Source organism: Collinsella sp. AM41-2BH (assembly GCF_003468085.1).
Lineage (GTDB): Bacteria > Actinomycetota > Coriobacteriia > Coriobacteriales > Coriobacteriaceae > Collinsella.
The window spans coordinates 171,686-191,081 of sequence record NZ_QSGH01000001.1 but is presented as its reverse complement, the minus strand read 5'-3'; the positions used below and the strand labels follow the sequence as shown (position 1 = coordinate 191,081).

Here is a 19,396-nt window from a genome sequence, read left to right as displayed (position 1 = left end):
GTAATAACTTATGTCCATCCTGCCCCGACGGCACATCCACCGTCTGGCACGACATACCTGGAGGTCAATATATGGGTCCTCGCCAACGACAGGGACACAGCCGTTCAAAGACGCACGCCCTGCCCATAATCCTGCTCTCGTTTTTGGGCTTTCTGCTGATTGCGGGCGTGGCGTTTGGCATCGGCATGGTCGGTAACGTCAACCGCTGGCTGTCCGATCTGCCCGACTACACCGACGCCAACGCGTATCTGGTGAGCGAGCCCACCGAGATCGTCGACTGTAACGGCAACAAGATCGCGAGCTTCTACACGCAAAACCGCAAGTCCATCACCAAGGACGAGGTCTCCCCCTACGTGCTGCAGGGCACCGTTGACGTCGAGGACGAGCGCTTCTACGAGCACGGCGGTATCGACCTGTGGGGTATCGCGCGTGCTGCGGTGGCAACCCTCGGCGGCGGGCACGAAGGCGCCTCGACGATCACCCAGCAGCTTGTGCGCAACACCATCCTGCAGGAGGAGCAATTCGACTCGACCATTGAGCGTAAGGTGCGCGAGGCCTACATCGCCATCAAGATGGAGGACATGTACTCCAAAGACGAGATCCTCATGATGTACCTCAACACCATCTATTACGGCCACGGCGCCTACGGCATCGAGGCCGCAGCCGAGACCTATCTGTCCAAGAGCGCCGCCGACCTCACCCTGAGCGAGGCCGCGCTACTCATCGGCCTTCCCAACTCGCCTTCGCAGTACGACCCCACGGTCAATCCCGATCTGGCACTGTCTCGCCGCAACAAGGTTCTCGACAACATGCTGCGCCTGGGCCACATCACCCAGGAGGAGCACGATGCCGCACAGGCCGAGCCCATCACCCTCAATGTGACCGAAATCTCGGGCAGCGGCGTCGACGTATACTCGCAGCCCTACTTTGTCTCCTACGTCAAGCAGCTGCTGGAGCAGGAGTTCTCGACCGACGTGCTCTTTAAGGGCGGCCTGACCGTCAAGACCACCATCGACCCCACGATGCAGCAGGTGGCAGAGAATGCCGTCCGCGAGCAGCTCGACACGCTCTCGCTTGACGGCCTGGACATGGGCATGGTCGTCGTCGACCCCAAGACCGGCTACATCAAGTGCATGGTGGGCGGCTACGACTACAACGCCGACGAGAACCACGTAAACCATGCCACGGCCAAGCGTCCCGTCGGCTCCACCTTTAAGGCCTTTACGCTGGCAACTGCCATCCAAAACGGCATGAACCCCAACGTCACCCTCAACTGCAACTCGCCGCTCAAGGCCAAGGGCACCACGACCGAGGTCCAAAATTACGCCAACCAGAGCTACGGCAACATCACGCTTAAGCAGGCGACGGCATACTCCTCCAACACCGGCTACATCCAGGTGGCGGAAGCCGTCGGCAACAGCAAGATCATCTCGCTCGTCAAAAAGCTCGGCATCGACCCCGCCAAGGACAACATCGAGGACGTTCCCGTCATGACGCTCGGCACCGGCTCGATCTCGCCACTCGAGATGGCCGCCGCCTACGCGACGTTTGCCAACGGCGGCTACTATCGCCAGCCGATCGCCATCACCGAGATTGATTCTCGTACCGGTTCGGTGCTGTACCAGCACACCGACAATCCCTCACAGGTGCTTACCGAGGGCGAGGCCGCCGCGGTCACCGATGTTCTGTCCGGCGTCATGAAGGGCAGCGGTACGGGTGCTGCCGGCGCCCTGAGTGTCAACCAGCCCTATGCCGGCAAGACGGGCACCACCGACAACACCACCAACCTTTGGTTCTGCGGCTATACCCCGCAGCTGGCGTGCGCCCTGTGGACCGGCTATTCCGCGGGCGAGATCCCCATCCAAAAGTACGGCACGGACCTGCTGGGCGACAGCACCAACCTGCCTGTCTTTAAGCGGTTTATGAACACCGTTCTGACCGGTACCGAGCGCGAGGAGTTTGCGACCGGAACGGCGCCCACCTACAAGAACAACAGCGTCTGGAAGTTCTACGGCACCAACAACACCAAGAAGTCGGAGAACGACGACAAGGACGAGGACGAAGAGGAAGAGGAAACCACCACAACAACTACCACGACGACCACGACCACCGAGACCACGGGCGGCGACACCACCGGCGGCACCGGTACGACCGGTGGCTCGACGGGCGGCTCCACTGGTGGCTCGACGGGCGGCTCCACTGGTGGCTCGACCGGCGGCGATGGCGGCACGCCTACGCCTACGCCCACTCCCGACCCCTCGCCCACGCCTGACGATACGGTCGGCTAAGAAGTACGCGACTAAAGCCAACAAGGCCCCGAGCAGCTTATTGAACTGCTCGGGGCCTTTTAGTTTGAAGCGACCTGGTGGGCGGTCTTTATACCGGCAAACAAAAAGGGGTACCGACCAACGTCGATGCCCCTTACAAGCCACTATGTCAGCGCACGCAATGCCGAGCGCGCGGCCCGCACACCTACTTGCGAGAATTGCTCAGCTTATTGATCAGCGCCTCGAGGCGCTCGCCGTCCTCGGCCGTCTGGGCAATAACCAAAATCGTATCGTTGCCGGCAAGCGAGCCAAGCACATCGGGCAACTCTGCCGCATCAACGGCGGCGGCGATGCCGGAAGCCGTGCCAGGCTGAGCCTTGATCATAACCAGATTATCGGTACGCAGAACGCCCGTTACGAGCTCGGAAACCATACGCTGCAGGTGCAGGTCCTCTGCCAGAACATAGATGCCCTCAGGGAGCTTACGCAGCCCCATATCGGCAATATCGCGAGAGACAGTCGCCTGCGTGCAATCAAAGCCCATAGCACGGAGCTCATCGACCAGCACGCGCTGCGTGCGGACATCCTTATTGCGCACAATATCTCTAATGGCATCCTGGCGCCCATTGCGTTTTTTAGCCATACAAACCCTCTCTCCAAAAGATGGCGGAGACAATCAATCAGTGATTGAATAGTTTAACGCTATTTGAAGGCTTTTGTGTATAAGAACGCATTTCGAAACAATTCTATGCAAGTTTGTTTCGTAATGAGCCGTTTAGGCGGTTTTTGCGCCCGTCCGGTTAAGAAAAGCTGCCAGATGCGTACACATCACGCAGCGCGCGGGCTTGGCGCTGGCGATCGGCCCAAACAACAGACCGAGTCCCCGATGGTTATCCTTGAGCGCGGCGACCATCTGACGGGTTCGAGGCGCCTCGAGCATATCACGCATGCGGGCGGAACGCTCGATTGACGACACTCCATGCGGGCTCAGACACAAATTCTCGATGCAGGCGACCAGTCCGGCAAAGTAGAACTTTTGGCTTGCCAGCTTGAGCCGACCACCGCTATCTGCTTCCGAGAGTGAGTCCGCAAGCTCGTCGAGCGCCCGGGCGTCATCGGATACCTTGGCATACATGGTGGGATCAAAGGCATCTGTAAGCTTAGGCGCCGCCGCGTGGAAACAAGCGTCGCCGCATCCGGAGACGCGCTGTGCCTGCGAGAGCGCGCACGCCATAAACCCAACCGTGCGAAACGTCTTATCGCACAAAAGACATGCCTCAAACAGTGGACGGCTGTACATCACGCCAGAGACTTGAGCAACCAAGCCGCCTAAAATCAACTGGGGCAGCCCAGTCACCATAGAAGACTCGTCTTCTATGGCAATAGAGGCAGCATCCAAGACGCGCGAATGACGCTCGCGATGCGCATCGTATCGATCGAGCGACACCGAGGGGAGCACAATGTCTGCCGCAGTATCGCACGCGATATCGACCATCTTGGAAAGGGCCTGCGGAGCAAACCACTCATCGGCGTTCATGGCGATGATTTGAGAGCCGCGCGAGGCATCAAAACCGGCACGAAGACAAGCGCCGCGCTTCGCGTCCTCGACGTCAATCAAATCAATATGGATGTCCCTGTCGGCAGCAACTTGAAGCGAATGGCGCACACCGGGCACAGCATCGCGGCAGACAACGACAATCTGCAAATCATAGAGGTCTTGGTTCTGGATACTCTCGAGCGCACGCATCGCATAGCTGGGCGAACCTTCTACCACAAGGATCACCGAAAGTCGCGGATGCGAACAACGTCGAACCAAGTTTTCCATCCTCTCGATAGCACCAAATCAAACTGTCGTTCATGGTACACCCGAGCTATAAAAGCAACGAGCCGCCTAACATGTTGCACGCCAAGAACAGATGTTGCACACGCGCAGCTCACACATAGTATGTGCAAGGCACAGACGCGCCGAGCACTCCCCTAGTCGAGAACGACAAGCTCGTCGGGGCCGTAATCCACACCCATAAACGTAAGGCCGCAGGCAGGCGCCGTGGGACCCGCAGCGGTTCGGTCACGGGCGTCAATAACCTCGCGCATCCACTGGGGATCGCGACGATGCATGCCAATCTCCACGAGCGTTCCTACAATGGTACGCACCATCGAGTGCAAAAACGCATTGCCCTCGATAGTGAAGGTCAGGATATCCTCGCCAAAAGCGACCTCGTGGCCAAACTCCGCACGCATCACGCAGCGGTGCGTGGGCTTGCCCACAGCAGAGGCAACCTTGCAAAAGCTCTTAAAGTCCTGCTCGCCCAAAAGCGCAGGGCAGGCGGCCGCCATCGCATCGACGTCGAGGGGATAGCGATGCCACCACACCGCACCGCGCGAGAGCACGGGGCGCGCATCGCGATCGGCAATACGGTACGTATACGTACGGGACCGCGCGTCAAAGCGGGCAGAAAAGCCCCTACGGGCCTTGTAGACCTCGTTTATGGCGATATCTTTGGGCAGGAGGGCATCCATAGCCCTCAGCCACCTACGGCGCGTCAGAGCAAGCTCAGCGTCCGTTACGGGCACGCTAATGTACTGGGCCACCGCATGCACGCCGGCATCGGTACGACCCGCACACGTCAGATCGATCGGGCGGCGCAGCAGCGTCTCGATAGCGCGGCGCAACTCGCCCGCAACGGTCGTCTGGCCCGGCTGCTCGGCAAATCCGCTATAGGACGAGCCATCATAGGCAACACAGAATACAAGCGTGGCATCGAGCTCAGGAATCGAATTGAAATCAGACGGCGCGGTCATGGGCGCTCCCAACAAACAATCAACGGTATCGCGACAAAAAAAGAGGGGTACGCGAACGTACCCCTCGAATATAGCCTATGCAGACGGATTGTCTACTCAGCGGTCTCCTCAGCAGGAGCCTCCTCGACGGCCTCGACCTTCTTGGGAGCAGCGGCCTTCTTGGGGGCCGGAGCAGCCTTCTTGGCCTTAGGCGTGCAAGGCTCGGTGACGAGCTCCATGATAACGATAGGAGCGTTGTCGCCCTTACGGTTGCCGAGCTTCATGATGCGGGTATAACCGCCGTTGCGGTCCTGCCACATGCCCTGGGCAGCCTTGTCGAAGATCTCGGCAACGAGCTGCTTATCGCCGAGCTTGGCGATAGCCAGACGACGAGAGTGCAGGTCGCCCTTCTTGGCCCAAGTGATGATCGGATCGACGACCGAACGCAGCGCCTTAGCGCGGGTCTCGGTGGTCTTGATGCGGTCGTTCTCGAAGAGGGCCTTAGCAAGGCTCTTCTTCATGGCCTTGGTGTGGCTCGCATCGGTGCCGAGCTTCAGGCCCTTCTTAACGTTGTGACGCATGGTCTAGTTTCTCCTCAAATATGCGAAGCATTAAGCCTTCAGGCTCAGGCCCATGGACTCAAGCTTGTCCTTCACTTCCTCGATCGACTTAACACCGAAGTTACGGATGTTGAGCAGATCGTTCTCCGAGAACTCAACGAGTTGACGGACCGAGTGAATGCTGGCGCGCTTAAGGCAGTTGTAAGAACGGACGGAAAGGTCCAGATCCTCGATCTGCTTGTCCAGCTCGGCGTTGTCGTTGGTGACCTCGGGAGCGAAGATCGAAGCCTCCTCCTCAACCTCGGGGGTCTCGGCAAGGTTCATAAAGGCGGCCATATGCTGATTGATGATATTGGCAGCCTGGACCACGGCGTCGCGCGGGGCGATGGAGCCGTTGGTCTCGATCTCGAGGACAAGGCGGTCGTAGTCGGTGTGCTGACCGACACGGCAAGCCTCAACGAGCTTGGCGCAACGGGAAACCGGCGAGTACAGCGAGTCGACGTGGATCACACCGATGGGATCGTTGTCGCGCTTGTTGGCCTCGCCAGAGACATAGCCGCGGCCATAGCCGATGCGCATGCTCATGGTGAGATGGCCACCCTCGGTGAGCGTAGCGATGTGCTGCTCGGGGTTGACCAGCTCAAACTCGGACGGAATAAAGAAGTCCGCACCGGTGACCTCGCAGGGGCCGTCAACCGAGATGGTGGCGGTCGCCTCGTCGGTCGTGCCGAGAGCCCTGAAGACAAGACCCTTGACATTCAGGACGATGTCGGTGACATCCTCGACCATGTTAGGGATGGTCATGAACTCGTGCTGCGCACCATCGATCTGAATAGCCTCGACGGCGGCACCCTCGAGCGAGGACAGAAGAACGCGACGAAGGGAGTTACCCAGCGTATCGCCGTAACCACGCTCGAGCGGCTCGACGGAGACACGAGCAGACGTCTCGTTGATCTCTTCGACCTGAACCTGAGGCCTAATGAATTCTGACATGTATTACCTCCAGCCTCAGCAGCCCGGATGGACTACTTAGAGTAGAGCTCGACGATGAGCTGCTCGTTGATATCACCGCTGATCTGCTCACGCGTCGGCAGAGCGAGCACGTTACCAGACAGCTTCTCGATATCGACCTCGAGCCAGCCAGGGACCTCAAAGCGCTCGGAGGAAATCAGGGCCTCCTTGATGGGGAGGAGGTCACGGAACTTCTCGCCGACAGCGACGACGTCGCCGGCCTTGACGCGGTAGGACGGGATGTCCACACGCTTGCCGTTCACGGTGAAGTGACCGTGACGGACGGACTGACGAGCCTCTTTGCGGGTGCGGGCGAAGCCAAGACGGAAGACGACGTTGTCGAGGCGAGACTCAAGGATGATCATGAGGTTCTCACCGGTGACGCCGTTCATCTTGCGGGCCTTGTTGAAGTAGCCGTGGAACTGCTTCTCCAGAACGCCATAGATGAACTTGACCTTCTGCTTCTCGCGCAGCTGCATGCCGTACTCAGATTCCTTGCGACGGCGCTTGGGCTGACGGATAGATTCCTTCTTGCTGCTGTAACCGAGCTCAGCGGGATCGATCCCGAGCTGACGGCAGCGCTTAAGAACAGGAGTCCTGTCGATTGCCATATTGATACGATCCTTTCAGTTACACGCGGCGACGCTTCTTGGGGCGGCAGCCGTTGTGCGGAATGGGGGTCTTGTCCTGGATGCTCGAGACCTCGAGGCCAGCAGCCTGGAGGGAGCGGATGGCGGTCTCACGACCGGAGCCGGGGCCCTTGACGAAGACGGAAACCTTCTTCATACCGTGCTCCATGGCCTGCTTGGCAGCAGCCTCGGCAGCCATCTGGGCAGCGAACGGCGTGGACTTACGGGAGCCCTTGAAGCCCACCTGGCCAGCCGACTTCCAGGAAATGACGTTGCCCTGGGGATCGGTGATCGAAACGATCGTGTTGTTGAACGTAGAACGAATGTGAGCCTGGCCCACGGAAATGTTCTTACGGTCCGCGCGCTTCAGACGGGCAGCGCGAACGTTCTTCTTAGCAGTAGCCATCTATCTAGCGCTCCTTATTTCTTCTTCTTAGCACCGATCTGACGCTTCGGGCCCTTGCGGGTACGAGCGTTAGTGTGGGTGCGCTGGCCGCGGACCGGGAGGCCCTTGCGGTGACGAAGGCCGCGGTTGCAGCCGATGTCCATAAGGCGCTTGACGTTCTGGTTGCGCTCACGGCGGAGGTCGCCCTCAACCATGATCTGGTTCTTATCGATATAATCGCGGATGGCGTTAACCTCATCCTCGGTGAGGTCCTTAACGCGCGTATCCACGTTAACGTTGCACTCGACGCAGATCTTCGTCGCAGTGGTGCGGCCGATGCCGTAAATGTAGGTCAGACCGATCTCAACGCGCTTCTCACGCGGGAGGTCGACACCATTAATACGGGCCAACGTAGTCTCCTCTCTTAACCCTGACGCTGCTTATGACGGGGGTTCTCGCAAATGACGAGGACCTTGCCATGGCGCCTAATGATTTTGCACTTATCGCACATCTTCTTGACCGAAGGACGTACCTTCATCGTTCTTCCTTTCGGTAGCGCTCAAACTACTTCCCTACTATCTACTCGCCCAGCCGCAGGCGTTTAAAACTATGGCTGGTCTTCACACACAATCCGACCGTAGGTTGAGCTAAGCCTGCAGCCGGAAGTGGAGTGCGTGTATGCGTGCCGCTATTTGTAGCGATAGGTGATGCGGCCACGGGTCAGGTCGTACGGGGAAAGCTCCACGACAACCCTGTCACCGGGGAGAATACGGATGTAATTCATTCGAATCTTGCCAGAAATGTTGCACAGAACCGAATGACCGTTCTCGAGCTCGACCTTAAACATGGCGTTGGGCAGCGGCTCCTTTACCGTACCCTCGAGCTCAATTGCGTCTTCCTTCTTCACAAGCAATCATCTTTCTCTAGAAAACGACAGCGATTGAGTATTCTACAATACGCATGCACGTATCGTAATATCTTCGTAATGGCTCCACAACTAAGCGGAACTTGTTACTTTTCAGAAATGTAGATGCCGACGTGTTTGAACGCGGCCCCTACATTTCACCGCCCTGCAAGGAACACCAAGCACCTTGGGCATCCGTGGTGAGAATCACCGGACCGTCATTGGTAATGGCGACGGTATTCTCGTAGTGCGCGGCGGGCAGGTGGTCGTTGGTCGTAACAATCCAACCGTCGGAGCCCGTGCTCACATGGTTGGAACCCATCGTAACCATCGGCTCGATGGCAATGACCATGCCGGCCTGGAGGCGAACGCCCCTCCCCTTCTTTCCATAGTTAGGAACGTTGGGGTCCTCGTGCATCACGCGGCCAATGCCATGGCCCACATAGTCACGAAGCACGCCGTAACCGTGAGACTCGGCGAGGGACTGAACGGCATAACCGACGTCCCCGATATGGTTACCGGGAACAGCCTGCTCGATGGCAGCCTTAAGACAATCGCGCGTGACCTCGCACAGGGCCTTAGCCTCGGGCGTGGGGGTGCCGACGAAAAACGTCCAAGCGTTATCGCCGACCCAACCGTCGACAACGGCTCCCGTATCGATGGAGATGATATCGCCATCGCGCAGGATCATGTCGGGGTTGGGAATACCGTGGACCACGGCATCATTGATCGATGCGCAAATGGTCCCCGGGAACCCGCCGTAACCCTTAAAGGCCGGGGTGCCGCCATGCATGCGGATAATCTGCTCCGCAAGCTGATCGAGCTCAAAAGTCGAAACACCGGGGCGCACCATGGCTCCAACGTGGCGGAGCGCCATCTTAGATAGCGCTCCTGCCTTCTTCATCTGCTCGATTTGCGTTGCAGACTTAATCTTGATCATAGACCGAGAGCCTCTTTGACATCCCCGTACACGGTCTCGCGAGCCTGGTCGCCGTTGACCGACTTGAGCAGACCCTGGCCACGATAGTAGTCGACGAGCGGGCTCGTGGACTTCTCGTAGACGTCGAGACGATTCTTGATGGTCTCGGGCTTGTCGTCGTCGCGCTGATACATCTCGCCGGCGCACTTGGGGCAGGTAGCATCGGCAGCGGTGCCGGTGTAACCACAGGCGCGGCAGGTGCGACGCGAAGACAGACGATCGATGATGACCTCGGGGGCCACGTCGACCAGAAGGGCGCAGTCGATCTCGCGACCCATGGCGGAGAGCTCGGAGTCGAGCGTCACAGCCTGGGCGGTGTTGCGCGGGAAGCCGTCGAGGATGAAGCCCTGCTGGGCGTCATCGGCAGCAAGGCGCTCCTTGACAAGGTCGATCACGAGCTGGTCGGGAACGAGCTCGCCAGCGTCCATGTACTTCTTAGCCTGAATACCAAGCTCGGTGCCACCCTTGACGGCAGCACGCAGCAGGTCGCCCGTGGAAATGTGAGCGACGCCAAACTCGGCGACGAGCTCCTGCGCGACGGTGCCCTTACCGGCACCCGGAGCTCCGAGCAATACGAGGTTCATGAGCAATCCTCCTCTAGCCTATTTAAAGAATCCATCGTAATCATACATCTTGATCTGGCCTTCGAGCTTATCGACCGTGTCGAGCACGACGCCGACCATGATGAGGATGGACGTGCCGCCAAATGCCTGGATCAGATGGTTACCCGTGAAGGAGAAGATGATCGAAGGCACGATGGCGATGAGCGCCAAAAAGACAGCGCTGGGAAGCGTGATCTTGTTGAGCGCGTTCTTGATGTAGGCCGCGGTAGCCCTACCCGGACGGACGCCCGGAATAAAGCCACCCTGCTTCTTAAGGTTGTCGGCCGTGTCATCGGGGTTGAACACCATGGAGGTGTAGAAGTACGCGAAGAACACGATGAGGACAACGTTAAGCACCCAGTTGAGCCAACCGGTCGAAAGCGCAGAGGCAACTGCCTGAATCCAGCCGATGCCGGGGAAGAACACGGCAATCTGAGCCGGGAAGTACAGCAGCGCCGAGGCAAAGATGATCGGCACGACGCCCGCGGTGTTGACCTTGATGGGCAGGTAGGTGGTCTGGCCACCCATCATGCGACGGCCCACGACGCGCTTGGCATAGGAGACCGGGATGCGGCGCTGGCCGCGCTCAAGGAAAACAATCAGCGGGATAACCAGCAGGATGATGGCGCAGATGATCACCATGGTGATGATGCCACCGGCATTACCCTCGGTGCTGGAGAAGATAGCCTGCGGAAGGCCGGCCATGATGTTCGCAAAGATGATCAGCGACATGCCATTGCCGATACCGCGCTGGGTGATGAGCTCACCAATCCACATGATCAGCATAGCGCCTGCGGTGAGCGTACCGACGATCATGAGGTCGAAGATGATCTCGGGAGCGCCGGCGCCATTGAAGCTGATGCCGAAGCTCTTAAAGAGGAAGAGGTAACCCACGGAGTTGAGGATTGCCAGAGCCAGGGTGAGGTAACGCGAATACTGCGTAATCTTGGTCTGACCGACCTCGCCCTCGCGGGCAAGCTCATGCAGGGAAGGCACGACGGCCTGGAGCATCTGGAGGATGATCGAGCTGGTGATGTAAGGCATGATGCCCAGCGAAAACACCGACACATAGCTCAACGCGCCGCCAGAGAAAAGATTCAGGAGGGCCATAGCACCTGCGGCGACCGAATTGTTATCGGTCGAGAAAAGGCCCAGCATCCCCTGGAAGGGAATGCCGGGCACAGGAACGTGCGCACCAATGCGGTACACGACGAGCATAGCTATGGTAAAAAGAATCTTTTCGCGCAATTCTTTGATGCGGAAAGCATTCTTAAGACCATTTAGCACGGCAGCTCGACCTTTCCGCCAGCGGCCTCGATCTTGGCCTGCGCAGAAGCGCTGACCTTGTCGACCTTGACCGTGAACTTCTTGGTGAGCTCACCATTGCCGAGCACCTTGACGGGCTCGAACTCGCTCTTGGTGATGCGAGCGGCCTTAAGAGCGGCACCGTCGATTACGGCGCCGTCCTCGAACTTACGCTCGAGACGCTCAACGTTAACAGCGGTGTACTCGATACGACGGGGGTTGCGGAAGCCCGGAAGCTTGGGCAGGCGCATAGCCAGCGGAGTCTGGCCACCCTCGAAGCCGGCACCCTTGGTGCCACCAGAGCGGGAACCCTGGCCCTTCTGGCCGCGGCCAGAAGTGGTGCCGTGACCCGAAGAATTGCCACGGCCGACGCGCTTGCGGTTCTTGGTGGAACCGGGCGCGGGAGTAAGATCGTGAAGCTGCATTTGCTACTCCTCTACAATCTCGACAAGGTGCTTGACCTTGAAGATCATGCCGCGGACGGACTCGTTGTCAGCAATCTCGCGAACCTCGCGGATCCTGTGGAGACCGAGGGCACGGACAGTACGGACCTGGTCCTGCTTGCAACCGTTGGTGCTGCGGACCTGCTTGATCTTGATGGTGTCAGCCATGCTTAGTTCTCCTTACCGACGAACATCTCGGAGACCGTCAGGCCACGGCGAGCCGCGACGTCCTCAGGGCTGGAGAGCTCCTTGAGGCCCTCGACGGCAGCCTTGATGATGTTGAGGCCGTTGTCGGTACCGAGGGACTTGGACAGGACGTTCTTGATGCCAGCAAGCTCGAAGAGGGGACGCACAGCGCCGCCGGCGATAACGCCGGTACCCTCGACAGCGGGCTTGATGATGATGCGGCCGGCACCAAAGTGGCCGAGAACCTCGTGCGGGATGGTGCCCTGCTCGGTCACCGGCACGTGGAACATGTTCTTCTTGGCATCGAGAGACGCCTTGGAGATGGCCAGGGGCACCTCAGCGGACTTGCCCATACCAACGCCGACGTTGCCCTTGCCGTCGCCAACGACGACGAGAGCGACGAGGCTCATGCGACGACCACCCTTGACGGTCTTCGACACGCGGTTGATGTAAACGACGCGCTCCTCGAACTCGGAGGCCTCGCGCTGCTGCTTCTGATTACGAGCCATGTGCTACATACCTCCTAGAACTCGAGACCGGCGGCACGAGCACCGTCGGCGAGGGCCTTGACGCGGCCATGGTAGATACGGCCACCGCGATCGAAGGCGACCTTGGTGATGCCGGCCTCGATGGCACGCTTGCCAACGAGCTGACCGACCTTCTCCGCAGCCTCCTTGTTCGAGGTGTGGGTGCCCTTGAACTCGGCCTCGAGGGTCGAGGCAGAGACGAGCGTCAGGCTGGAGCCCTTGCTGTCGTCGATGATCTGGGCATAGATGTTGGCGTTAGTACGGGTCACGCGAAGACGCGGACGCTCGGAGGTACCCGAGACCTTGCCGCGAACACGACGCTGACGACGCTTGAGGCCTTCCAGCTTCGCCTTATGCTTGTTCATACGTAAACTCCTAAAAAGGTTGATCTTGCCAGCACCTGACGGGGTGCTGGTCTTATGCGAGTGAGTCGGTTACGACTACTTGGCGGCCTTACCCAGCTTGCGGCGGATGTGCTCGCCAACGTAGTGGATACCCTTGCCCTTGTAAGGCTCGGGAGGACGATGGCCGCGGATCTCAGCGGCGATCTGACCGACCTGCTGCTTGTTGATACCCTTGACGTTCACGTGGGTGTTGTCGGGAACCTCGAAGGTGATGCCCTCGGGAGCCTCGACGATCACGGGGTGCGAGAAGCCCAGGGAGAACTCGAGGTTCTTACCCTTCTGCTGCACGCGGTAACCGACGCCGGCGAGCTCGAGCTTCTTCTCGAAGCCCTCGGAAACGCCAACAACCATGTTGTGGATGAGGGCGCGGGTGAGGCCGTGGCGGGCACGGGTCTCACGCTCGTCGTCGGGACGGGAAACGGTGAGGACGTTGTCCTCGACGTTGATAGCGAGCTTCTCAAAGACATCGAGCTCGAGCTGGCCCTTGGGGCCCTTGACGACAACGTTGTTGCCGTTGACTGCCACTTCGACTCCGGCGGGAATCTGGACAGGCTTATTACCGATACGAGACACGGTGATCTCCTTTCCTTCTACCTACCGAGCGAATTACCAGACGTAAGCGATGATCTCGCCGCCGACGTTGTGCTTGCGAGCATCGCGGTCGGTCATGACGCCATGGCTGGTGGAAATAATGGCGGTACCAAGGCCACCGCGGACGCGGGGCATGTCGGCAACGCCGGTGTACTTACGCAGGCCCGGCTTGGAAATGCGGCGGATGCCGTTGATGACCTTAGCCTTCTTGGGACCATACTTAAGCGTGATGTGCAGAGTCTTCTGGGGAACGGTGTCCTCGACATCGTAGCCCTCGATGTAGCCCTCCTCGTGCAGAACACGAGCGATCTCGACGAGCTTCTTGCTGCTCGGCATGGAGACCGTGGCCTTGTTCACAGAGTTAGCGTTACGGATGCGCGTAAGCATATCTGCGATCGGGTCTGTAAGGTTCATACAGATTCTCCTTCGTTCTTGATGAACACGTGCTCTTGGTTCTTCGCCGCCCTTAACGGCAAAGCCTTTTTAGCGCGTTTTCCCTGTTCCAAACTGATGCTTGAAACGCTGGTAGTGACTTACCAGCTGGCCTTCTTAACGCCGGGAAGCTCGCCCTTGAGTGCAAGCTCGCGGAAGCAGACACGGCACAGGCCGAACTTGCGGTACACAGAGTGCGGACGGCCGCAGCGCTGGCAGCGCGTGTACTCACGAGTAGAGAACTTCTGCTTGCGATTGCACTTGACGATCATCGATGTCTTAGCCACTTATATCCTCCTCACATAGAGTATTGTTCGCCCCAAGCGCCGCCCCCTTCTGGGAACGGCGCTCATAGGGCAGGTGAACCTATTTCTTGAACGGGAAACCGAAGGCGTCCAGAAGGGCCTTGGCCTCCTCATCGGTGTTGGCGGTGGTCACGAAAGTGATGTCCATACCACGCTGGTGATCGACGGAGTCGAAGTCGATTTCGGGGAAGATGAGCTGCTCGGTGACGCCCATGGAGAAGTTACCACGGCCGTCGAAGCTCTTGGCGGAGATGCCGCGGAAGTCGCGGATACGGGGGATTGCGACAGAGGTCAGACGATCGAAGAACTCCCACATACGGTCGCCACGCAGGGTAACCTTGCAGCCGATCGGCATACCAGCGCGCAGGCGGAAGGTAGCGATGGACTTGCGGGCACGGGTGATCATCGGCTGCTGGCCGGTGATGGCGCGCAGGTCGCGCACGGCACCGTCGATGGCCTTGGAATCGGTAGCGGCCTCGCCGACACCCATGTTCACGACGATCTTCTCAAACTTGGGGATCATCATGACGTTCTCGTACTGGAACTTGTCCTGAAGCTGCTGCTTGACCTCGTTGTTGTACTTGGTCTTCAGACGCGGCACATACTTCTCTTCTGCCATTGTTCACTCCTTCTTGGGGTTTTAAGCACGGGGCGTGGCCACGATGGGTTGTCCTCGTGCCTCCTGGCTGCATCCGCGCCGCTCATGGCATTACGCGGTTTGGACTCGACACAGCAGGAGCCGACAAAACAATCGGTACTATACGCGCATCGGGAGCGTTTTTCCAGAAAAACCTCGTCTGCCTGCACAACTCCACAACTCCCCCGCACAAACCGATCCGCATGCGACGGAGGAAAATGACAGTTGCGGTGAAATAGGGACTGTTTGACGGCTTAACTGGCTTAAACAGCCCGCATTTCACCGCAACTTATTGATGGGGATGCGACTAGCGCTTGCGGGGGACGAGTTTGGTGCGGCGCAGGTGGATCATCTCGGCGGCGATGGAGATGGCAATCTCCTCGGGATCCTCGGCCTCGATGGCAACGCCGATCGGCAGGTGCAGCTCGTCGATCTGGTCCTGCGTAAAGCCCTCCTGCTCCAAACGGGCGCGCACAAAGGCCGTCTTGCGGCGCGAGCCCAAGCAGCCCAGATAGGCGGGTTTAGCGCGCATGGCCTGAATCACCACGTCGATATCGGACTTGTGGCCTGCTGTGGCCACGACCACCAAGTCGCGCGGGCCGATGGGGCACTGCTTGCTCAGGTTCTTGTAATCGACCAGGCGACGATCGTAGACACCGGGCACCCATTCGGGCGTCAGCGTGCCGGGGCGGTCATCGCACGCCACAACGGCAAAGCCCGCCGCCGTGAGTACGCGCGCCGTCGCAGCGCCCACGTGTCCGCAGCCAAAGATGTAGGTCAGGCCCTCGGGGCAGAGCGTCTCGATGTGCGCCGGGGGAATCTCGGAGGCGGCGTTGGTGTAGGTGACCTTACTCCCCTCCTCCACCAGCGAAAGCTCGGGGCAGCCCGCAATGGTATGGCGCGATGCCCCGCCATGGTACTCGGCCACATCGCCCTCGAGCGCGTTTGCGATAAACGGTTCAAAGTCGATGACGAAGTCGCCGATGCGTCGATACGCCAAGACGTCGGCAACCGACTGGAACAACAGCACCTGCGATACATCCAGGTGCAGATAGCACAGGCAGATGGCTCCGCCGCAGATCATGCCGGTATCGGAGTTCTCGCCGCCCATGGTGTAGCGGACCAGACGCGATTGCCCTGCGGCCAGCAGCTCGCGCGCCTCGTTCAGCGCAAAGAGCTCGATCTTGCCGCCGCCGATGGTACCTGCTTGGCTGCCATCGGCAAAGACGGCCATCCAGGCGCCCACGCCGCGCGGCGATGACCCTGCCGTGCCGGCAACTACCACCAGCTCGCACGTCTTACCGGCCTTCAGAGCGCCAAGCGCAGCATTCACCACATCGAGCTTTTCCATTGCAATTTCCTATCCCTGGAATACACCGGTGAGCATGGCGAGCGCCTCGAGCACGCCGCCGCCGACCGACGTCGCCTTGTCCGAAATATAGTTGATATAGCTGGCATCGCCGCGCGGGTCGACGTCGGCACATTTAAAGCCCTCGGTCACCTGAACGCCGTCGGCCAAAAGGCCGCGCAAGCAGCCATCGATCTGCGTGCACATGGGCGTATCGCCCGCGTAGCCAATCACGTCCCCGGCGCTCACGATATCGCCGATCGCATGGTCGGACCTAAACACACCGGCAGCGGGGCTGTGGATAACACGTTCCTTGCCATAGCCGGCGATGACACCCGGCACGCCCGTGTTGGGCTGGGGCGAACCTTGGGTAATGACACGGCCGAGAAAATGCCCGCGCATGGTCTCGACCACGGCGTCGCAATCGACCGGCGCGGTAAAGCCCGGCCCCACGGCAATGACGGCAGGCGCCATGTCGCGCGTGGTGCCCAAGTTGCGCTTGGCCAAAATCGCGTCGACCACAGCCGCGGGTTTCAGCTCGCCGAGCATCTTGGCCTGAGGGTCCACCACAACGGCGACGTCTCCGGCCTCGGTAATCTCAAGCGCCTCAGCCGGCGTCTGCGCCAAGCGAGCGCGAATGCCTTCGACCTCGACCTCGCCCAGGCGAATGGCCTCGCAAAAACTAATTGTGCGGCGGATGCACGTGGGAACCGCGATATCGGCCATAACGACCGACACGCCGGAGCGCACCAAACGGGCAGCGACGCCCGTGGCGATATCGCCGGCGCCGCGAACATAAACGAGCATTCCCGGGGCACCTCCCTGTGCTACGGTTTGAGCAGAGCAAAAGCGGTTCGACCGCTGCTCTGATGATTATTTATTATCACAGTATTATACGGCGGTGAACATATGGAAACGGTTAACGGTAATCTTGCCTCGGCGCTCAGGATCGAGCCGGGCATTACCGCGATTATCGGCAGCGGCGGCAAGTCGACCTTGCTCAAGACGCTGAGCCTTGAGCTTATGCGCGCTGGCGGCCGCGTGCTCCTCTGCACCACCACGCATATGTTTCCCGTCGCCGGCGTGCCGTGGGACGGATCGAGCCGTCGTCTGGACGCCGCGCCCTGGAAGCCAGGTGCCCTACACGCCCCAGGCTGCACCTGCGAGGCCTGCGCGGGGCTTGTGCGGGGAAGGATCTGCCAAGCAGGTGTCTTGGACCCCCAGACGGGCAAGCTCTCCTCCCCCGCCGCGCCGCTCGACCAGCTGGCGCAGCGCTTTGACTACGTCCTGGCCGAGGCGGACGGCAGCAAGCGGCTCCCGCTCAAGGCGCACGCCGCCTGGGAGCCGGTAATTCCCGCCGCCACGGCAAACGTTGTCTGGGTCGTCGGCGCCTCGGGGCTCGGCAAGCCCATCAACGAAGCCGTCCACCGCCCCGAGCTCTTCTGCGAGCGCTGCGGCTGCGAGCCCACCGACGCTGCCACCCCAGAGCGCGTCGCCCAGGTGCTCAATGCCGAGCTGCAGATGCTGAACCTCAACAATGCCCGTATCATGCTCAACCAAGCCGACACGCTTGCCGACCCAACAATGGCAGATCGCTTCGAGGCAGCCCTCAACCGCCCCCTCATCGCCACCAGTCTCCAGGGGTAGCAAATTTGGGACGGGGCTCTTTTTGCTACCCCGTCCCAAAAAATCATCTCCCAAATTAGCTACCCCGGCGGTCTTCCCGTTAGCGGGGCACGTAGCGGCCGGGTTGGGCTCCGGTGGGCTCGCCGTCGCGCGCGGCCAGCACGCCGTTCACAAACACGGCCTTGGCGCGGCCATGTGCCTCAAAACCCTCGAGCGGCGTGTAGTCCACAGCCTGATGCTGCATCGCGGCACTGATCGTCCAGCGCGCCTTGGGATCCCACACGCACACGTCGGCATCGGAGCCCTCGGCAAGACAGCCCTTGCGCGGGTACATGCCAAACACGCGCGCCGGGTTCTCGCTCATCAGGCGGCAGAGGTCCTCGGGGCCCAGCTGTCCCTCAAAGCTCGTGGCAATCGCGACGGGACGATGCTCCACGCCGGGCCCGCCGTTGGGAATCGCGCGGAAATCATCGCGTCCTCGGTCCTTTTGCCCGTGCAGGTTAAAGCTGCAATGATCGGTCGCAATAGTATCGATCTCGCCAGCCACAAGCGCCTCGCGCAGCGCGGCACGGTCACCGGCATGGCGCAGCGGCGGGCTCATCACGTACTTGGCGCCCGCAAAGCCGTCCTCGCCCTGCTCCAGATAGCAGGTGTCGTCGAGCATCAGATACTGAGGGCATGTCTCGACATAGATGTTCTTCTGCCCGCGCGCTTTGGCAGCGCGAATGGCCTCGAGCCCCAGCTTGGTCGAAAGGTGCACCACGTTGACCGGAGCGTCCCCGGCCAAGTGCGCCAGATACAGCAGGCGGCTCACGGCCTCGGCCTCACACACGTCCGGACGGCTGAGCGCATGGCCCTCGGGCCCGTGGATACCCTGCTCAAACACGCGCTTCTGCAGCGCGTTGACCAACGTGCCGTTCTCGCAATGCACGCACAGGATACCGCCCACGCGCTTGAGCTCCTCCAGCACCTCGAGCGTCTCGGCATCGTCCAGGCGCAGATGGTCGTAGGCAAAGTAGGTCTTAAACGACGACACGCCCGCCTCGCGCATGGCCGAAAGATCGGCGCGGTTGCGCTCATTCCACTCGGCAAGCGCCATATGGAAGGCATAGTTGGCGGTGCAGGTGCCGTCGGCGCGATGACGCCACTCGACCAAGGCATCGGGCATGGTCACGCCGCGATCGGCCGTCGCGTAGTCCACAATGGTCGTCGTGCCGCCGCAGGCAGCCGCGCGCGTGCCGGTCTCAAAGCTATCGGCTGTCCAATCCATGCCGGTCCAGCACTGCATGTGCGTGTGCCCATCGATAAAGCCCGGGAACACCCAGCAGCCCGCAGCATCCTCGACGGTATCGCCCTCGGCCGGCTCAATCGCCGCGGCAATCCGCACGATCTTATCGCCATCCATGGCAAGATCGGCGCGGCGAAGCCCCTGGGGCGTCACGAGTGCGCCGTTTTTGATGATGATCATAATTGC

General features: G+C 60.2%; 26 protein-coding genes. 2 read left to right on the top strand and 24 right to left on the bottom strand.

Annotated features, from left to right (window positions below; genetic code table 11):
* Positions 1-71 precede the first annotated feature (71 nt).
* Entirely contained in the window at positions 72-2,288 is a 2,217-nt protein-coding gene (locus tag DW899_RS00915; protein WP_117629204.1) for a transglycosylase domain-containing protein, read from the top strand.
* Positions 2,289-2,472: 184 nt separating this feature from the next.
* Here the strand turns inward: DW899_RS00915 and DW899_RS00910 are convergent, their stop codons facing one another.
* The 23 genes from DW899_RS00910 to yqeB all read right to left on the bottom strand — a co-directional run bounded on the left by DW899_RS00910 (position 2,473) and on the right by yqeB (position 17,103).
* A complete protein-coding gene (locus tag DW899_RS00910; protein WP_006235280.1) occupies positions 2,473-2,910 on the bottom strand; it encodes an arginine repressor in 438 nt (145 codons plus the stop codon).
* A gap of 132 nt (positions 2,911-3,042) precedes the next feature.
* The gene (locus tag DW899_RS00905; RefSeq protein WP_158566539.1) at positions 3,043-4,083 is read right to left on the bottom strand and encodes a glycosyltransferase; all 1,041 of its coding nucleotides are present in this window, start codon (positions 4,081-4,083) and stop codon (positions 3,043-3,045) included.
* A 161-nt stretch (positions 4,084-4,244) separates the two neighbouring features.
* A complete protein-coding gene (truA, locus tag DW899_RS00900; protein ID WP_117629206.1) occupies positions 4,245-5,069 on the bottom strand; it encodes a tRNA pseudouridine(38-40) synthase TruA in 825 nt (274 codons plus the stop codon).
* 92 nt (positions 5,070-5,161) lie between these two features.
* Positions 5,162-5,629: a 50S ribosomal protein L17 gene (gene rplQ / locus DW899_RS00895; protein ID WP_006235277.1), complete on the bottom strand. Its 468-nt coding sequence runs from the start codon at positions 5,627-5,629 to the stop codon at positions 5,162-5,164.
* A 30-nt stretch (positions 5,630-5,659) separates the two neighbouring features.
* On the bottom strand, positions 5,660-6,601 hold the full coding sequence (locus DW899_RS00890) for a DNA-directed RNA polymerase subunit alpha (protein WP_006235276.1): 942 nt from the start codon (positions 6,599-6,601) through the stop codon (positions 5,660-5,662).
* A 32-nt stretch (positions 6,602-6,633) separates the two neighbouring features.
* The gene (gene rpsD, locus DW899_RS00885) at positions 6,634-7,230 is read right to left on the bottom strand and encodes a 30S ribosomal protein S4 (protein ID WP_006235275.1); all 597 of its coding nucleotides are present in this window, start codon (positions 7,228-7,230) and stop codon (positions 6,634-6,636) included.
* Between the two features lie 19 nt (positions 7,231-7,249).
* Complete coding sequence (gene rpsK, locus DW899_RS00880; protein WP_006235274.1) at positions 7,250-7,654, bottom strand: 30S ribosomal protein S11; 405 nt, start codon at positions 7,652-7,654, stop codon at positions 7,250-7,252.
* Positions 7,655-7,668: 14 nt separating this feature from the next.
* Positions 7,669-8,043, bottom strand: coding sequence for a 30S ribosomal protein S13 (gene rpsM / locus DW899_RS00875; protein ID WP_022094275.1), 375 nt, complete (start codon positions 8,041-8,043; stop codon positions 7,669-7,671).
* A 14-nt stretch (positions 8,044-8,057) separates the two neighbouring features.
* A complete protein-coding gene (gene rpmJ / locus DW899_RS00870; RefSeq protein ID WP_006363204.1) occupies positions 8,058-8,171 on the bottom strand; it encodes a 50S ribosomal protein L36 in 114 nt (37 codons plus the stop codon).
* Positions 8,172-8,321: 150 nt separating this feature from the next.
* Positions 8,322-8,540 (bottom strand): translation initiation factor IF-1, encoded by a 219-nt coding sequence (infA, locus tag DW899_RS00865; RefSeq protein ID WP_035137443.1) that lies wholly within the window; start codon positions 8,538-8,540, stop codon positions 8,322-8,324.
* Positions 8,541-8,688: 148 nt separating this feature from the next.
* Positions 8,689-9,477: a type I methionyl aminopeptidase gene (gene map / locus DW899_RS00860; protein ID WP_006235270.1), complete on the bottom strand. Its 789-nt coding sequence runs from the start codon at positions 9,475-9,477 to the stop codon at positions 8,689-8,691.
* A complete protein-coding gene (locus tag DW899_RS00855; RefSeq protein WP_055252238.1) occupies positions 9,474-10,100 on the bottom strand; it encodes an adenylate kinase in 627 nt (208 codons plus the stop codon). Before DW899_RS00855 ends, map begins: the two co-directional genes overlap by 4 nt.
* A gap of 18 nt (positions 10,101-10,118) precedes the next feature.
* Positions 10,119-11,405, bottom strand: a complete 1,287-nt coding sequence (gene secY / locus DW899_RS00850; protein ID WP_035137447.1) for a preprotein translocase subunit SecY — start codon at positions 11,403-11,405, stop codon at positions 10,119-10,121.
* A complete protein-coding gene (rplO, locus tag DW899_RS00845; protein ID WP_006235267.1) occupies positions 11,399-11,848 on the bottom strand; it encodes a 50S ribosomal protein L15 in 450 nt (149 codons plus the stop codon). The genes secY and rplO overlap by 7 nt, the downstream gene beginning before the upstream one ends.
* A gap of 3 nt (positions 11,849-11,851) precedes the next feature.
* The gene (gene rpmD / locus DW899_RS00840; protein WP_006235266.1) at positions 11,852-12,034 is read right to left on the bottom strand and encodes a 50S ribosomal protein L30; all 183 of its coding nucleotides are present in this window, start codon (positions 12,032-12,034) and stop codon (positions 11,852-11,854) included.
* A 2-nt stretch (positions 12,035-12,036) separates the two neighbouring features.
* On the bottom strand, positions 12,037-12,561 hold the full coding sequence (rpsE, locus tag DW899_RS00835) for a 30S ribosomal protein S5 (RefSeq protein ID WP_055252236.1): 525 nt from the start codon (positions 12,559-12,561) through the stop codon (positions 12,037-12,039).
* Positions 12,562-12,575: 14 nt separating this feature from the next.
* Positions 12,576-12,944 carry a 50S ribosomal protein L18 gene (gene rplR, locus DW899_RS00830; RefSeq protein ID WP_006235264.1) on the bottom strand — a complete coding sequence of 123 codons (369 nt, stop codon included), beginning with the start codon at positions 12,942-12,944 and terminating at the stop codon, positions 12,576-12,578.
* A 75-nt stretch (positions 12,945-13,019) separates the two neighbouring features.
* A complete protein-coding gene (rplF, locus tag DW899_RS00825) occupies positions 13,020-13,556 on the bottom strand; it encodes a 50S ribosomal protein L6 (RefSeq protein ID WP_006235263.1) in 537 nt (178 codons plus the stop codon).
* 33 nt (positions 13,557-13,589) lie between these two features.
* Positions 13,590-13,988: a 30S ribosomal protein S8 gene (gene rpsH, locus DW899_RS00820; protein WP_006235262.1), complete on the bottom strand. Its 399-nt coding sequence runs from the start codon at positions 13,986-13,988 to the stop codon at positions 13,590-13,592.
* Positions 13,989-14,107: 119 nt separating this feature from the next.
* Positions 14,108-14,293, bottom strand: a complete 186-nt coding sequence (locus DW899_RS00815; protein ID WP_022094280.1) for a type Z 30S ribosomal protein S14 — start codon at positions 14,291-14,293, stop codon at positions 14,108-14,110.
* 79 nt (positions 14,294-14,372) lie between these two features.
* The gene (gene rplE, locus DW899_RS00810) at positions 14,373-14,930 is read right to left on the bottom strand and encodes a 50S ribosomal protein L5 (RefSeq protein ID WP_006235260.1); all 558 of its coding nucleotides are present in this window, start codon (positions 14,928-14,930) and stop codon (positions 14,373-14,375) included.
* Between the two features lie 325 nt (positions 14,931-15,255).
* A complete protein-coding gene (locus DW899_RS00805) occupies positions 15,256-16,299 on the bottom strand; it encodes an XdhC family protein (RefSeq protein WP_117583041.1) in 1,044 nt (347 codons plus the stop codon).
* Between the two features lie 9 nt (positions 16,300-16,308).
* Positions 16,309-17,103 (bottom strand): selenium-dependent molybdenum cofactor biosynthesis protein YqeB, encoded by a 795-nt coding sequence (gene yqeB / locus DW899_RS00800; protein ID WP_117583042.1) that lies wholly within the window; start codon positions 17,101-17,103, stop codon positions 16,309-16,311.
* Positions 17,104-17,205: 102 nt separating this feature from the next.
* Between yqeB and yqeC the strand changes: the two genes are divergently transcribed.
* Complete coding sequence (gene yqeC / locus DW899_RS00795; protein WP_117583043.1) at positions 17,206-17,943, top strand: selenium cofactor biosynthesis protein YqeC; 738 nt, start codon at positions 17,206-17,208, stop codon at positions 17,941-17,943.
* 79 nt (positions 17,944-18,022) lie between these two features.
* Here the strand turns inward: yqeC and hydA are convergent, their stop codons facing one another.
* Positions 18,023-19,390 (bottom strand): dihydropyrimidinase, encoded by a 1,368-nt coding sequence (gene hydA / locus DW899_RS00790; protein WP_117583044.1) that lies wholly within the window; start codon positions 19,388-19,390, stop codon positions 18,023-18,025.
* Positions 19,391-19,396: the final 6 nt, after the last annotated feature.

Coding starts and splice junctions, on each gene's coding strand:
- DW899_RS00915 (WP_117629204.1), top strand. CDS start 72: ATGGGTCCTCGCCAACGACAGGGACACAGCCGTTCAAAGACGCACGCC.
- DW899_RS00910 (WP_006235280.1), bottom strand. CDS start 2,910: ATGGCTAAAAAACGCAATGGGCGCCAGGATGCCATTAGAGATATTGTG.
- truA (WP_117629206.1), bottom strand. CDS start 5,069: ATGACCGCGCCGTCTGATTTCAATTCGATTCCTGAGCTCGATGCCACG.
- rplQ (WP_006235277.1), bottom strand. CDS start 5,629: ATGCGTCACAACGTTAAGAAGGGCCTGAAGCTCGGCACCGATGCGAGC.
- DW899_RS00890 (WP_006235276.1), bottom strand. CDS start 6,601: ATGTCAGAATTCATTAGGCCTCAGGTTCAGGTCGAAGAGATCAACGAG.
- rpsD (WP_006235275.1), bottom strand. CDS start 7,230: ATGGCAATCGACAGGACTCCTGTTCTTAAGCGCTGCCGTCAGCTCGGG.
- rpsK (WP_006235274.1), bottom strand. CDS start 7,654: ATGGCTACTGCTAAGAAGAACGTTCGCGCTGCCCGTCTGAAGCGCGCG.
- rpmJ (WP_006363204.1), bottom strand. CDS start 8,171: ATGAAGGTACGTCCTTCGGTCAAGAAGATGTGCGATAAGTGCAAAATC.
- map (WP_006235270.1), bottom strand. CDS start 9,477: ATGATCAAGATTAAGTCTGCAACGCAAATCGAGCAGATGAAGAAGGCA.
- DW899_RS00855 (WP_055252238.1), bottom strand. CDS start 10,100: ATGAACCTCGTATTGCTCGGAGCTCCGGGTGCCGGTAAGGGCACCGTC.
- rplO (WP_006235267.1), bottom strand. CDS start 11,848: ATGCAGCTTCACGATCTTACTCCCGCGCCCGGTTCCACCAAGAACCGC.
- rpmD (WP_006235266.1), bottom strand. CDS start 12,034: ATGGCTGACACCATCAAGATCAAGCAGGTCCGCAGCACCAACGGTTGC.
- rpsE (WP_055252236.1), bottom strand. CDS start 12,561: ATGGCTCGTAATCAGAAGCAGCAGCGCGAGGCCTCCGAGTTCGAGGAG.
- rplR (WP_006235264.1), bottom strand. CDS start 12,944: ATGAACAAGCATAAGGCGAAGCTGGAAGGCCTCAAGCGTCGTCAGCGT.
- rpsH (WP_006235262.1), bottom strand. CDS start 13,988: ATGAACCTTACAGACCCGATCGCAGATATGCTTACGCGCATCCGTAAC.
- rplE (WP_006235260.1), bottom strand. CDS start 14,930: ATGGCAGAAGAGAAGTATGTGCCGCGTCTGAAGACCAAGTACAACAAC.
- DW899_RS00805 (WP_117583041.1), bottom strand. CDS start 16,299: ATGGAAAAGCTCGATGTGGTGAATGCTGCGCTTGGCGCTCTGAAGGCC.
- yqeB (WP_117583042.1), bottom strand. CDS start 17,103: ATGCTCGTTTATGTTCGCGGCGCCGGCGATATCGCCACGGGCGTCGCT.
- yqeC (WP_117583043.1), top strand. CDS start 17,206: ATGGAAACGGTTAACGGTAATCTTGCCTCGGCGCTCAGGATCGAGCCG.
- hydA (WP_117583044.1), bottom strand. CDS start 19,390: ATGATCATCATCAAAAACGGCGCACTCGTGACGCCCCAGGGGCTTCGC.